The sequence below is a fragment of the Neoasaia chiangmaiensis genome (assembly GCF_002005465.1).
Taxonomy (GTDB): domain Bacteria; phylum Pseudomonadota; class Alphaproteobacteria; order Acetobacterales; family Acetobacteraceae; genus Neoasaia; species Neoasaia chiangmaiensis.
In genome coordinates this window covers 3,163,005-3,176,063 of sequence record NZ_CP014691.1, presented here as the reverse complement: position 1 = coordinate 3,176,063, position 13,059 = coordinate 3,163,005, and the positions used below count along the sequence as shown (strand labels likewise).

Below are 13,059 nucleotides of genomic sequence, written 5' to 3'. Positions count from 1 at the left end.
CGTCTCTATACCTCAACATCGTGATAAACCTTGCCGGGGCGCCGTTCATCACGATATGTCGCAACAGTTTTATTCTGCGTCGCGCGAACGCGGCGGACGAGCAGGCTTGGCACCCACGCTTTCGGTGATATCGGCGCCGGTCGCCTGATCGACAACCCGCATCGAAAGCTTCACCTTGCCGCGATCATCGAAGCCGATGACCTTGACCTTGACGGCATCGCCCTGCTTGACGACATCCGTGGTGCGCCCGACCCGGCCATCAGCCAGTTCGGAGATATGCACCAGCCCGTCACGCGGGCCGAGGAAGTTAACGAATGCCCCGAAATCGGCGGTCTTGACGACCTTGCCATCGTAGATACGGCCGATCTCCGGTTCCGCCACAATGCCCTCGATCCGGGAAATCGCCTTCTGGGCCTGCTCGTCATTGGACGCGGCGATGGTGATCGTTCCGTCATCCCCGATATCGACCTTGGCGCCGGAATACTCGACGATCTCACGAATGACCTTGCCACCCGAGCCGATCACGTCGCGAATCTTCTCTTTCGGCACGTTCAGCGTGGTGATCTTCGGCGCATTGGACGATACGTCGCCGCGGCCTTCCGTCAGGGCCTTGGCCATTTCACCGAGGATATGAATGCGACCCTCACGCGCCTGCTCCAGGGCCACACGCATGATTTCCGGCGTGATGGAGGTGATCTTGATGTCCATCTGGAGCGCGGTGATGCCCGCTTCCGTTCCAGCCACCTTGAAGTCCATGTCGCCCAGGTGATCCTCGTCGCCAAGGATATCGGAAAGAACAGCGTAACCGCGATCTTCCTTTATCAACCCCATGGCGATGCCCGCGACGGGACGCGGCATCGGCACGCCGGCATCCATCAGCGACAGCGAGGTGCCGCAGACCGTTGCCATGGACGATGAGCCGTTGCTTTCCGTGATTTCGGAGACGACACGCAGCGTATAGGGGAACTTGTCCTTACCCGGCAGAACCGGGTGGATCGCACGCCATGCCAGCTTGCCATGACCGATTTCACGACGACCCGGCGACCCCATGCGACCACATTCACCAACCGAATAGGGCGGGAAATTGTAGTGCAGCATGAAGTTCGAACGATATTCACCTTCGAGCGCATCGATGACCTGCTCGTCCTGCCCGGTGCCTAACGTCGCCACAACCAGTGCCTGGGTCTCACCACGCGTAAACAGCGCCGAACCATGTGCCCGCGGCAGAATACCAACCTCGGAAACGATTGGACGAACCGTCTTCAAGTCGCGGCCGTCAATGCGCGTCTTGGTCTTCAGGATCGCGCCACGGACGACCTGAGCCTCAAGCTCCTTGAGCATCGGCTTGGCAAGCTCGACATCGAGACCTTCCTCGACAAGGCCTTCATTGATACGCGCCTTGGCCTTGGCAACCTTCTCGTAACGAGCCTGCTTGACCTTTTCCTTATAAGCGTCGGCGATCAGCTTGGTGCCGATCTTTTCCACACGCTTGCGCAGCGCGATCTGCTCCTTTGTCGGCCCTTCGAGCTCCCAAGGCTGCTTGGCGGCATGCTCCGCCAGCGCGATGATCGCATCGATGACCGGCTGGAAGGATTCGTGACCCAGTGTCACAGCTTCCAGCATCGTTTCTTCCGACAGTTCAGACGCTTCCGACTCGACCATCAGAACACCTTCGCTGGTGCCTGCGACGACGAGATCAAGATCGCTGCCTTTCATTTCCGCCAATGTCGGATTGACCGTCAGCTTGCCGTCGATCCGGCCCACGCGGCACGCAGCGACAGGACCGAAGAAGGGAATGCCAGAGAGTGTCAGCGCCGCCGAGCATCCGATCAGGGCAACGATTGCCGGATCGTTTTCCATATCGTGGCTGAGAACTGTCGCGACAACCTGAACTTCATTGCGGAAATTGTCAGGAAAAAGCGGGCGGATCGGACGATCAATCAGGCGCGCGTTGAGGATTTCCGCTTCCGAGGGCCGACCCTCACGCTTGAAAAATCCGCCCGGAATCTTGCCGGCGGCAAAAGCCTTTTCCTGATAGTTGATCGTCAGCGGAAAGAAATCCTGCCCCGGTTTGACGGACTTCGCACCGACAGCCGTGCAGAGCACCACGGTATCGCCATACGTGGCGACAACCGCGCCATCAGCCTGCCGCGCAATCTTGCCCGTCTCAAGCACAAGCGGACGCCCCGCCCACTCGATTTCCTTACGAAAATAATCGAACATGTATTCCTCCTGGAACTGCCATGGATCGAAAGGCAGGCTGTTCCGTCAGCGTCGCGGGACATTGGAGGATTAAGGACAGCGCTTCGGACGGCATGGCAGAAACACGGGAAATCCGTCTTGTCACCATGTGGCCTGAAACGCCGGCAAGCCCGTCCGCTTCGGTTCCTGCCGCATTGATCACGGCTGATATAAACCGGCCGCCGCACAAACGGCGACCGGACGCTCATTATTAAAGCGTTGTCAGAGTGGCGGGAAGACCTTCCATCGCCATTCCGATTTTAGCGACGCAGGCCGAGGCGACCGATCAGCGTCTGATAGCGAGACTGATCCTTGCGCTTAAGGTAATCCAGCAGGCCGCGACGCTGCCCGACAAGCACCAGCAGACCACGACGCGAGTGGAAATCCTTCGCGTGCGTCTTCAGATGCTCCGTCAGGTTGGAAATGCGCTCGCTCAGCAGCGCCACCTGAACTTCCGGCGAACCCGTATCATTGGGGCCAGTCTGATATTCACCAATAAGTGCCGTACGGCGTTCCGCGGTAATCGACATCATGATCTCCGTTCACTAAATCTCTAAAGCATCCGCATCGGCTTCAGTCGCCCGTCAACAGGTCGACAGATGCCGATCGCGCGCTCTCCGCACATCGCATGCAGCACGTCTCCCTGGGGAAGACCGCTCTGCAGTACCGGCATCGGGTGCGTCAATTCGGCCAAGACAATACTTTGCCCGAATGAAAGCGCCTTTGCCTCCGCTTCAGTCACGGCCAGAGCCGGGATGTCGGCCAGCGCGGTCGCGACCGGCAGCAGAGGCGCCGGAAGAGCATGCGCCTTCTCCATGCTTTGCGAGAGATTGTCCAGCGATATTGCGTTCTTCTCATGAAACGGGCCGCATTTTGTGCGTCGGAGAACTGCAATGTGCCCGACTGTCCCGCAGGCCAAAGCAATATCGCGCGCCAGGCTGCGCATATAGACGCCCTTCCCGGATTGCACCTCGAAAACAGCATGATCGGCATCGGGACGCTCGACCATCTCGATCCGATCAACACGCGCATGTCGCGGAGGCAGGCTTTGAAGCAGACCGGCACGGGCAAGATCGTAGGCTCGCTGACCATCGACCTTCAACGCCGAGAAAATTGGTGGGATCTGCATGATATCGCCCGTCAGGTCCGGCAGCACGGCGCGAATGTCATTATCACCTGGACGATGGACCGACGTTGTCAGAACATTCCCTTCCCGGTCATCCGTGGTGCGCGATTCACCGAATGCCAGGGTGAAACGATAATGCTTGGTGGAATCCATAATAAACGGGATCGTCTTCGTGGCGCGGCCAAAGGCGACCGGCAATACGCCGGTCGCCAGCGGGTCCAGTGTGCCAGCGTGACCGACTTTCCGAGCGTCATACAGGCGTCTCGCTTTGGCAACCGCCGTCGTCGAGCCCATTTTCAATGCTTTGTCGACGATCAGCCAGCCATTGATCTCTTGGCCTCGCTTGGAAATCATAAGCTTGGCTTGCCTTGCTCATACATAGTGAAAGAAGCAGAAGTCGGCCCTTTTCGAGCCCGGAAAACAGAACCGACCGGGGAAATTTCGCCGAATCCCTGCAAAGACTCAGATATCCGGCAAGCGTTTCCTAGTCTTTGCTCTCCAGATCCCGCCTGACTTCGGGCTGCCTGAACAGGCCATCTATTTCCATTGCATGATCGAGCGCCGTATCGGGCTGGAAATGAATTTCCGGAACCACGCGTAAACGAAGGGTCTTTGAGAGTCCGGTTCTCAGATACGGCGCGGCACGTTTCAGCGCTGGCAATGCCGCCTCGATATCGGTCCGTCCAAGACGCGAAACAAATGCCGTGGCATGCCTGAAATCCGGAGATATTCTCACCTCCGTCACTGTAACACGAATATCAAGCAATTCAGGATCACGGAACTCGGTCTTGGCGAAGAGGTCGGCAAGAACCCGCCGCACCTCTTCGGCAACACGCAACTGGCGTTGCGAAGGACCGTGGGCCGACGTCCCAGCCAAACGACCGGCCGGGCCCGTCAAATCCACCTTGCTACGACCACCCCTGCTCATGCAGGCACGACCTCCATTTCATAGCATTCGACAACGTCGCCTTCACGCAGATCGTTGTAACCTGCGAAGGAGAGACCGCATTCATAGCCTCGTGCGACTTCCTTCACGTCGTCCTTGAAACGCTTGAGCTGGCTGAGATCGCCTTCGTGAATAACCACGTTGTCCCGCAACAGGCGGACGCCACAACCACGCTTGACGACACCTTCGGTGATGTAACAGCCGGCAACCTTACCAACCTTGGTAATATTGAAAACCTGACGGATTTCAGCATAGCCAAGGAACTTCTCACGATGCTTGGGTGCGATCTTGCCCTTCACAAGCTGTTCCACATCATCCGTCACCTGATAGATGATCGAATAATAGCGAATATCAACTTCTTCACGTTGCGCCATTTCACGTGCTTGCGAAGTGGCACGCACATTGAAGGCGACAATGATCGCATTTGACGCCTTCGCAAGCTGGACGTCGCTTTCGGTAATCTGACCGACAGAGGCCGCCAGAACCCGAATACCAACTTCCTCGTGCTCAAGTTTCTGCACGGAGGCCTTGATCGCCTCAGCCGAACCCTGAACGTCCGCCTTGATAAGAAGGGCGACTTCCTTCTGCTCACCAGCCTGAATGCGCGCCAGCATCTGATCGAGCGTACCGCGAGCCGCGGTCTGCGTTGCCGCTGCTTTTTCCCGCAGCTTGCGCTGACGGAATTCACTGATCTCCCGCGCCCGGTTTTCGTTCTCGACCACAACAAACGGCTCGCCGGCACCCGGCACGCCTGCCACGCCAAGCAATTCTACCGGCATCGACGGACCAGCTTCCTTGAGCTGACGTCCTCGATCATCCAGCATGGCACGCACACGTCCCCACTCAGCGCCCGCCACAACGATATCACCACGATTCAGCGTGCCTTTTTGCACGAGAACCGTCGCAACCGGGCCACGACCACGATCAAGGCGGCTTTCGATGACCGACCCTTCGGCGACGCGAGACGGATTGGCCTTGAGATCGAGAATCTCCGCCTGCAGAAGGATCGCTTCCTCAAGCTTATCCAGACCGGTCCGCTTCAGCGCAGAGACCTCGATGTCCTGAACGTCGCCACCCATTGCTTCCACCACGATCTCGTGGCTCAGCAGTTCCTGACGGACGCGATCCGGGTTCGCCCCTGGCTTGTCGATCTTGTTGATCGCCACGATAATCGGCGCATCCGCGGCTTTCGCATGCCGGATGGCCTCGATCGTCTGCGGCATGACACCATCATCGGCGGCAACCACAAGCACAACAACGTCCGTCACCGAAGCACCACGCGCACGCATGGAAGTAAAAGCCTCGTGACCCGGCGTATCGATGAACGTGATCTTTGCCCCTGAAGGCACAGTCACCTGATAAGCGCCGATGTGCTGCGTGATGCCGCCAGCCTCGCCCGCTGCGACATCCGTAGTACGAAGCGCGTCGAGGAGCGATGTCTTGCCGTGATCGACGTGACCCATGATAGTGACGACAGGCGCGCGGGGCTTAAGATCCGCTTCATTGTCTTCGACACCCTCGATACCGATCTCGACATCGCTTTCCGCCACGCGACGGACGCGATGGCCGAACTCCTCGATGACCAGTTCGGCCGTATCGGCATCAATGCTTTGCGTGGCGGTTGCCATCACACCCATTTTCATGAGCGACTTGATGACTTCCCCCTGACGGAGCGCCATACGATTGGCAAGTTCCGCTACCGTGATCGACTCCGGCAGGATCACCTCGCGCACCACGCGCATCTGGTCCGAACGCAGCCGCTCGAGTTCTGCCTGCCGACGCTCGCGGTCACGCTGGCGCCGAACGGATGCCAACGAACGCGTCTTGTCATCATCGCCTTCGATCGCAGCCCGCACATCGATACGACCGGCACGGCGATGATCGCCGCCGCCCTTTTTGGGCACAGCGCTCGGCGCACGACGCGGCGGCGGTGACGGCGCACGGCGCGGTGCTGCGCGACGGTCGTCATCACCCGCTTCCGTCCGGCGCAGATGCAATGTTTCACCACGCGGCGCAGCAGCTCGCGGCTCGCTCGGAGCCGGACGCGGCGTCAACGGACGGCTCGGCATAATGGCACGCTCAGCCAAGGGACGCAGACGCTCAACCGGCGGCGCAAGCTGCACGCCACCCGCCGTTCCGGAGCGGTGATCGAGCGGCGCATTGCGTCGAGCTTCCTCGGCGGCGCGCTCTTCTTCACGCGCCTTACGCTCAAGCTCACGCGCGGCGAAGGCCTCAGCTTCCGCTGCAGTGCGCTGCGCGGACTCCTCCTGCTGGCGCTCCAGCTCTTCACGCGTTGCCGCTTCCTCAGCAGCCCGCTCCCTGGCGCGGATATCTTCCTCTTCCCGACGGCGCGCCTCTTCGGCTGCCGACAGGATCATGATCTTCTCCTGCTCGCGTCGGGCGGCTTCCTGGCGCTGCTCTTCCAGAACGCGCTGCCGTGTCGCCAACTCGGAAGCGGTTAATGCCCGCCCACCAGACGCGCTGCCACCACGAGAACCGCGTCCACCCGATGCACCTCCACCTGACGGCGGATTGGTCGGGCCACGCTTCTTGCGAACTTCAACCTGCACGACCTTCGAGCGGCCATGGCTGAAGCTCTGCCGCACAGAACCCGCATCGACCGTGCGACCCGACTCCATGCGCCCCGCAGGACGCAAGGACAGACGCCCCTTCCCCTGGTCGCCGGACGGCGTTCCCCGGGTGGGTTGGGCTTGCCCCTCTTGGCCGCCCTGAACCTGACTGCCTTGGTTCCGTTCGTTGCCTTCGCTCATATACCTGCCTGTTCCCATCCGCCCCGCGCCTCGCGCGAGCCGGAAACCGGCCTTTCGGCCAGCCCCAAAAATCGTTCATGCTCGATCATCAGACGACGTGCCAGCGCTCCCCGCGCCACCACGGCATAGACCGCATGCTCCCGGCCGAAAGCTTTTGCAAGCGCCTCGACCGACATCGTTGCCACCGGTAGCGATCGCGCCCCCGACAGCAAGCGCACTAATTCATCCTGGCTTCCACCCGCCCCTGAACGACCGCGCCGACCTTGCCGGAGACGATCCATTCACGACACTTCGTGAAACCACATAATGCCTGTCCGGCGCGACGCGCCAATGTCAGGCTTTCAACCAAACGCCTCTCAAGCGCATCATGGACCAACTTCCCGAGACCATCCGGCACGTTCACAACCTGCCGGGCCGCCTTGGCAAAGGAATGTCGACTCTGTGCGGTTTCTACCACATCCCGCTTGGCGCTCAACCATATTCCCCGTCCCGGCAACCTTGCTGAAAGGTCGAGGACAAGATCGCCACCCGGCGCGACGACGAAACGCAACATCGTTTCCGGCACGCCACGCTCGCGCGTTACGATACAGCGACGAAGATGGCCGCGCTCGTCTTCGTCGTCGATATCGTGCTGAACTCCAGCGTCGTCAATCGGTTCTTGACTCTTAGACGTCGGAAGCCTCCTGAGTTTCACTACCTGGCGACGCCGTTTCACCGTCATCGAACCAGTGCGCACGAGCCGCCATGATGATCTCGTTCGCCGCGTCCTCGTCGATCGCATCCGTGCCAAGGATTTCGATCAGTTCGTCGGCTGCCAGATCGGCAAGATCGTCCAGCGTTTTCACGCCCTTTTCACCAAGGGTCACCAGCATCTTGCCGGAGAATACGCCCAGATCCACGATTGCGTCTTCGACACCCAGAGCCTTGCGCTGGTCATCAAGATCCTGTTCCTTGCGAGCAAGATACTCCTCGGCACGACGCACCAGTTCCTCGGCGACGCTCTCGTCGAAATCTTCGATATTGTGAAGCTCATCGGCCTCGGCGTATGCGAGTTCCTCGATAGTATGGAAACCTTCCGTCACTAGCAGGCTGGCAATGACGTCATCCACATCCAAAGCGTCGACGAACAGCTGCGTCCGCTTGCGGAATTCTTCCTGGCGGCGCTCCGATTCTTCGGCTTCCGTCAGAATATCGATATCCCAACGCGTAAGCTGGCTCGCCAGACGCACATTCTGCCCTCGACGCCCGATCGCCAGGGAAAGCTGCTCGTCAGGCACAACCACCTCGACGCGCCCCGCCTCCTCATCCATGACCACCTTCGTCACCTCGGCAGGCGCAAGAGCGTTCACGACGAACGTTGCTGCCTGAGGACTCCAGGGGATGATATCGATCTTTTCACCCTGAAGCTCAGCCACAACAGCCTGAACTCGCGACCCACGCATACCAACACAGGCCCCGACGGGGTCGATGGACGCGTCCTTGGAGATCACGGCCATCTTCGCACGAGACCCTGGATCACGCGCAACAGCCTTGATCTCGATGATGCCATCGTAGATTTCCGGCACTTCCTGCGCGAAGAGCTTCGCGAGAAATGCCGGATGCGACCGACTTAGGAAAATCTGCGGTCCCCGCGGTTCGTCGCGCACATCATAGATGTAGGCACGAACACGATCAGAGTTACGGAAGGATTCACGCGGGATCAATTCGTCCCGACGCAACAGCGCTTCCGCATGGCCGATCTCAACCATCATGTTACCGTATTCGGTCCGCTTGATCGTTCCGTTGACGATTTCGCCCACGCGATCCTTGAACTCGTCATACTGGCGCTTGCGCTCGTATTCCCGAACGCGCTGCACAATGACCTGCTTTGCCGTCTGGGCTGCAATACGCCCGAAATCGATCGGCGGCAGGGGATCGACCAGATGTTCACCTGCCTTGATTTCCGGCTTGAACTTCTGGGCGATATGCAGCGGAATCTGCGTGTCCTCGTTTTCGACGACCTCGACAGCCTCAGTCCAACGCGACAGACGCACTTCGCCTGTCTTCCGGTCGATCGTCGCACGGATGTCTTTCTCATGACCGTATTTCGCGCGGCCAGCCTTCTGGATCGCCTGCTCCATGGCTTCGAGCACTTCGTCGCGATCAATATTCTTCTCGCGCGAAACGGCATCGGCAACCAGCAGCAATTCGGGCCGAGTAACGGAGGTGTCCATCAATGCAGATCCTCAAGCAGCGCCGCTAAAGACGCGATACGAAAATTCGTGGCAGCGCATATCATCATTAATGCACGCGCTTGCCGGGTTTCGAGCCCTTGCCGGGCTTCGTCGGGTTGAGCTTCGGTACCTTTCGATCCGGCGCCGCCTCATCCCCCGCGGAGTTCAGGCCCGTCAGTGCCGCGCTGGCTTCTATCAGTTCGTCCGTCAGAATCAAACGTGCCTTGCGAATGGCCGGCAGCGGCAGAACGGCTTCGGTTCCGTCCTCAAGCCGCAAGACGGCAGCACCATCACGCATGCCCAGAACGATACCGGTGAACCGCTTGCGACCATCGATCGGAAGGTCCAGTTCCGCTTTGGCCAGATGACCGGAAAAGCGGTCCCAATCCTTCGCACGTGTCAACGGCCGATCAATGCCAGCCGACGAAACCTCAAGTGTCCAGGCACCTGGCAACGGATCGTCCACGTCCAGAACAGCACCCACAGCGTGACTGATCTGCTCGCAATCCTCAACAGAGATCAGGGACCCGTCCGCGCGATCCGCCATGATCTGGATCGTCGGTGTCTCACGTCCAAGAACGGCCAGACGTACCAGCTCAAAGCCCAGATCGCCCAGGGTCGGTTCGATCTGCCGCGCGATGCGCGCTTCCAGCCCGTTCAGTTGATGAATCTCTGTGTCCAATGCCAAAAAGGCGGCCCGTGAAGGCCACCCCCCGAATAAGAAGCGGAAGATAAGGTGATTGGCCTCTATCTAGGTGATCCGGCCCGACAACGCAAGGGGAAGTCCCGCCGAGAATCCATAGCCCATGAGCGCACCCGGCTGGCGATGTTTCGAAAAGATAGTTTACAACCAAGATCTCATGGGCGCTTGCCATCGGCGCAAAGTCCCTGTCAGATGACACGGATGAACGACAGGCCGGAACCGGAACTCCATCGACTGCCGCCAAACGCGGCGTCGGAAGCGCGCGGCCATGGCGCAATGGCCACCTGGCTTGTCATCGCGGCAAGCGCGCTGCTTGGTGTCGGTTACCTGGCCAATCATGGTATCGCCGGGAATTCGGCCCCTACCGCCGCCCCGGTTTCGGCACAAGGCGCAACCCAGAATGCGGCGTCAGCAAAGCATACCCTTCATGTCGGCGCCCAATTCAGCATGATCGCGCCCGAGAATGCCGCCCAGGCGTTGAAAGCCAGTCATTTCTCCCCCGATCAGCAACAGGATATCCTTGCCGCGGTCAAACGACGCGATGTGCGTCTGGTCCAGATGCCCATCGCGGATGCCACCGGGCAGGTCGGGCAGGTCGTCTCGGTCAGCTCCGCGGGCCTGACCCAGAACGTCTCGCTGACGGGCAAACTACAAAGCGTGCTTCTCCCGATCCGGGATGTCGGCGAGGTGACCCTGACACCGGTCACGACCCCTCGCCCCGGCGGCATGCAGGTCGTCGCTCTCTCGGCTCTGGGTCCCGAACTGTTGCCCAACCTTTCGGCGCTTGATCAGCAGCTCATTCTGGATGTGATTGTGCAATGAAAGCTCTCATGCCCATGCTCAACCGGCTGATGCCGGTCATGATGGTGATCTTCCTGGTGCTCGCCAGCCTTCAGGCGGCACTGGCATTGCACCTGTCTTTCGGCATGATCGAACGCTTTCTTCAATGGGCGGAAGCAAGCTATCTTCCATTGGCTGGCATTGGTGCCTTGTTGACCGTCTCGGGCCTCCTATTTGAAACAAGAGCGGAAAAGCTGGCGCGCAAAGGCCTGCGACGCAGAAAGGGATTCATGATGGACGTTCTGGCACGTCTCACCAATCGCAATGCCCTCGAAGAACTCATGGCGCGCGAGCAAAAGGAAACGGTACTTGACGCGGATGAACTTGCCGCCTCGCTGCGCGCACGCGTGATCGGCCAGGATCAGGTCTGCGAAGACATCGCCCAGCAGTTGCGACGTCGCCTTGCGCTGCAGGTCCGGGGCAAGCCCGTCGGCATTTTCCTGCTCGCCGGCCCGCCCGGAACCGGCAAGACCTATCTGGCCAAGCAGATCGCCCGCCAGATGGACCGGCCGCTACTGCATTTCGACATGACGCAGATGTCGAGCCCACATGCGGCCACCCAGCTTTTCGGATCGCCCAAGGGTTATGTCGGATCGGACACATTCGGAAAGCTGACCGGCGGCCTTCAGGAAAAGCCCGATGCCGTCGTGCTGCTCGATGAGATCGAGAAAGCCCATCCCGATGTATTCAAGAAATTCCTGACCGCATGGAATGACGGTCACGTGACGGAAGCGTCGACCGGCACGCAAGTCTCCACGACCCGCGCGATCTTCATGCTGACGTCCAATATCGCGACCGAAGCCCTCACGGACATCGCCGAGCGGCTTTCGGACGAGCCGGACCGGATGCGCGCCGAGTCGGTCGAAGCATTGCGTCAGGCTGGCTTTGCGCCGGAAGTTCTCAACCGCCTCGATCGGATCTTCATCTTCCGCAAGCTGTTCGGCCTGGATCTTGCACGCGTCGCGGCACTGGAGATCGAAGCCATGATCGACAGCTACGGCTTGCGCGTAGAGCCCGGCGGCATCGACGCCGCCCTGCTTTTCCAGGTCATGCTACGCCAACAGAAGCTCGGTGCGGGCGCGTCCGCGCGCGATCTGGTGCGCTCGATCGAGGATATGGTCAGCGAAAGCCTCATCACCGCCCGTCAGAACGGCGCGAAGATGGTACGCCTGGTGTCGGATGAGGCCGGCGTGACTGCGGAAGTCGCGAACGATACCGAGTCCATGCACGCCCGTATGGCGCGCTGATCGGGAATCCGCGAGTTCATGTCCGCAGCTTCCCGTCTCTGGCGCCGCGCGCCGCTCTGGCGCTGGTCCCTGTATCTGACTGTATTCTTCACGGTTCTGGCAGCGCTTTATCCGACACCCCGTCTGCTTCATCGCATTCCGCAGCTATCGCGCCTGCCCGGCAGCGACACACATCGTCGCGCGCCCGTAACAGCGCCAGAAAACGCCTCTTCCTCGACCGCGGCTGATCCGAATGCATCTGGCGACAATGCGGCCGCCGGTCCGGACCGCGTCGGCGCACCCAACATCAACACTGCCTTGACTGGCGGCATTCCCTTCGCTGGCCATACGCTTCCATTGCCCGCCGGTGTCTGGCACCCCGTCCTGACAGGTCAGGTTGGACCGGGCGGCGCGATCCTGTTCAACATTCTGGCACGAACCGATCGAGGGATCGTGACCGGCGTGGTCATCGCCCGCACGACCATTCGCCCCCAGCCGGGACAGAGCATCGATGGCATCGAGAATTCCTGTCACGACGATCGGAACTTCATGTCACGCATTCTCTCCGAAGGTCGTGGTGGCATACTTGAATGCTGGAGTGTCGCGCGCAGCACGGGGTCGTCGAGCGAATTGATCAACACGGCCTTCCAGCGTCTGCACACGCTTGGCTTTCCGGTCCCATCGCTTTTCGTCACGACATCCTGGGTCCGGGCGAGTGCAACCAAGGACAACAGCGGCGCCAATCTCGCTGCGGTCGATACGTTACTGGCCCCCATCAAGCCGGGCACGGTGCAACTTCTTGCCCCCCTCCCATACTGGGATAAAAGTCAGGTGGCTGGGGCACCGGCAGCCCAGAATTTCGTCCGTGCCACGGATCGATGGATGACCAACTGGGTCGGCGTCCTGCGCGGCGGCCTTCTGGACGGTTTGCCCGGTGGTGTCGCGCCTCTCGATCTGAGCACCGATCCGGCCGCCCCACCCTCGGGTCTGTAA

The 13,059-nt window shown here is 60.2% G+C and carries 12 protein-coding genes; 3 read left to right on the top strand and 9 right to left on the bottom strand.

Annotation, left to right across the window (positions count from 1 at the left end):
- Positions 1–69: 69 nt before the first annotated feature.
- From pnp to rimP, 9 genes are all read right to left on the bottom strand, one after another.
- A complete protein-coding gene (gene pnp, locus A0U93_RS14970; protein WP_077808033.1) occupies positions 70–2,223 on the bottom strand; it encodes a polyribonucleotide nucleotidyltransferase in 2,154 nt (717 codons plus the stop codon).
- 278 nt (positions 2,224–2,501) lie between these two features.
- Positions 2,502–2,771, bottom strand: a complete 270-nt coding sequence (rpsO, locus tag A0U93_RS14960; protein ID WP_077808031.1) for a 30S ribosomal protein S15 — start codon at positions 2,769–2,771, stop codon at positions 2,502–2,504.
- Positions 2,772–2,794: 23 nt separating this feature from the next.
- Positions 2,795–3,721, bottom strand: a complete 927-nt coding sequence (gene truB / locus A0U93_RS14955; protein ID WP_077808030.1) for a tRNA pseudouridine(55) synthase TruB — start codon at positions 3,719–3,721, stop codon at positions 2,795–2,797.
- A gap of 130 nt (positions 3,722–3,851) precedes the next feature.
- Entirely contained in the window at positions 3,852–4,295 is a 444-nt protein-coding gene (gene rbfA / locus A0U93_RS14950; RefSeq protein WP_077808029.1) for a 30S ribosome-binding factor RbfA, read from the bottom strand.
- Positions 4,292–6,952 (bottom strand): translation initiation factor IF-2, encoded by a 2,661-nt coding sequence (gene infB, locus A0U93_RS14945; RefSeq protein ID WP_371862832.1) that lies wholly within the window; start codon positions 6,950–6,952, stop codon positions 4,292–4,294. The genes rbfA and infB overlap by 4 nt, the downstream gene beginning before the upstream one ends.
- A 128-nt stretch (positions 6,953–7,080) precedes the next feature.
- Complete coding sequence (locus A0U93_RS17155) at positions 7,081–7,302, bottom strand: hypothetical protein (protein ID WP_408887645.1); 222 nt, start codon at positions 7,300–7,302, stop codon at positions 7,081–7,083.
- Complete coding sequence (locus tag A0U93_RS17150) at positions 7,302–7,649, bottom strand: DUF448 domain-containing protein (protein WP_408887644.1); 348 nt, start codon at positions 7,647–7,649, stop codon at positions 7,302–7,304. Before A0U93_RS17150 ends, A0U93_RS17155 begins: the two co-directional genes overlap by 1 nt.
- Before the next feature lie 100 nt (positions 7,650–7,749).
- Complete coding sequence (gene nusA, locus A0U93_RS14935; protein ID WP_077808027.1) at positions 7,750–9,297, bottom strand: transcription termination factor NusA; 1,548 nt, start codon at positions 9,295–9,297, stop codon at positions 7,750–7,752.
- Positions 9,298–9,364: 67 nt separating this feature from the next.
- Positions 9,365–9,979, bottom strand: coding sequence for a ribosome maturation factor RimP (gene rimP / locus A0U93_RS14930; RefSeq protein ID WP_077808026.1), 615 nt, complete (start codon positions 9,977–9,979; stop codon positions 9,365–9,367).
- A 213-nt stretch (positions 9,980–10,192) separates the two neighbouring features.
- Between rimP and A0U93_RS14925 the strand changes: the two genes are divergently transcribed.
- From A0U93_RS14925 to A0U93_RS14915, 3 genes are read left to right on the top strand one after another with little or no spacing between them, the layout of a single operon-like run.
- A complete protein-coding gene (locus tag A0U93_RS14925; RefSeq protein WP_147150697.1) occupies positions 10,193–10,822 on the top strand; it encodes a hypothetical protein in 630 nt (209 codons plus the stop codon).
- Positions 10,819–12,087: an AAA family ATPase gene (locus tag A0U93_RS14920; RefSeq protein WP_077808024.1), complete on the top strand. Its 1,269-nt coding sequence runs from the start codon at positions 10,819–10,821 to the stop codon at positions 12,085–12,087. The genes A0U93_RS14925 and A0U93_RS14920 overlap by 4 nt, the downstream gene beginning before the upstream one ends.
- An 18-nt stretch (positions 12,088–12,105) precedes the next feature.
- A complete protein-coding gene (locus tag A0U93_RS14915; RefSeq protein ID WP_077808023.1) occupies positions 12,106–13,059 on the top strand; it encodes a hypothetical protein in 954 nt (317 codons plus the stop codon).

Excerpts from the sequence above, each read along its gene's own strand:
- rbfA (WP_077808029.1), bottom strand. The coding sequence starts at position 4,295 with ATGAGCAGGGGTGGTCGTAGCAAGGTGGATTTGACGGGCCCGGCCGGT.
- rpsO (WP_077808031.1), bottom strand. The coding sequence starts at position 2,771 with ATGTCGATTACCGCGGAACGCCGTACGGCACTTATTGGTGAATATCAG.
- infB (WP_371862832.1), bottom strand. The coding sequence starts at position 6,952 with ATGGAGTCGGGTCGCACGGTCGATGCGGGTTCTGTGCGGCAGAGCTTC.
- truB (WP_077808030.1), bottom strand. The coding sequence starts at position 3,721 with ATGATTTCCAAGCGAGGCCAAGAGATCAATGGCTGGCTGATCGTCGAC.
- A0U93_RS14925 (WP_147150697.1), top strand. The coding sequence starts at position 10,193 with ATGACACGGATGAACGACAGGCCGGAACCGGAACTCCATCGACTGCCG.
- pnp (WP_077808033.1), bottom strand. The coding sequence starts at position 2,223 with ATGTTCGATTATTTTCGTAAGGAAATCGAGTGGGCGGGGCGTCCGCTT.
- A0U93_RS14920 (WP_077808024.1), top strand. The coding sequence starts at position 10,819 with ATGAAAGCTCTCATGCCCATGCTCAACCGGCTGATGCCGGTCATGATG.
- nusA (WP_077808027.1), bottom strand. The coding sequence starts at position 9,297 with ATGGACACCTCCGTTACTCGGCCCGAATTGCTGCTGGTTGCCGATGCC.
- A0U93_RS14915 (WP_077808023.1), top strand. The coding sequence starts at position 12,106 with ATGTCCGCAGCTTCCCGTCTCTGGCGCCGCGCGCCGCTCTGGCGCTGG.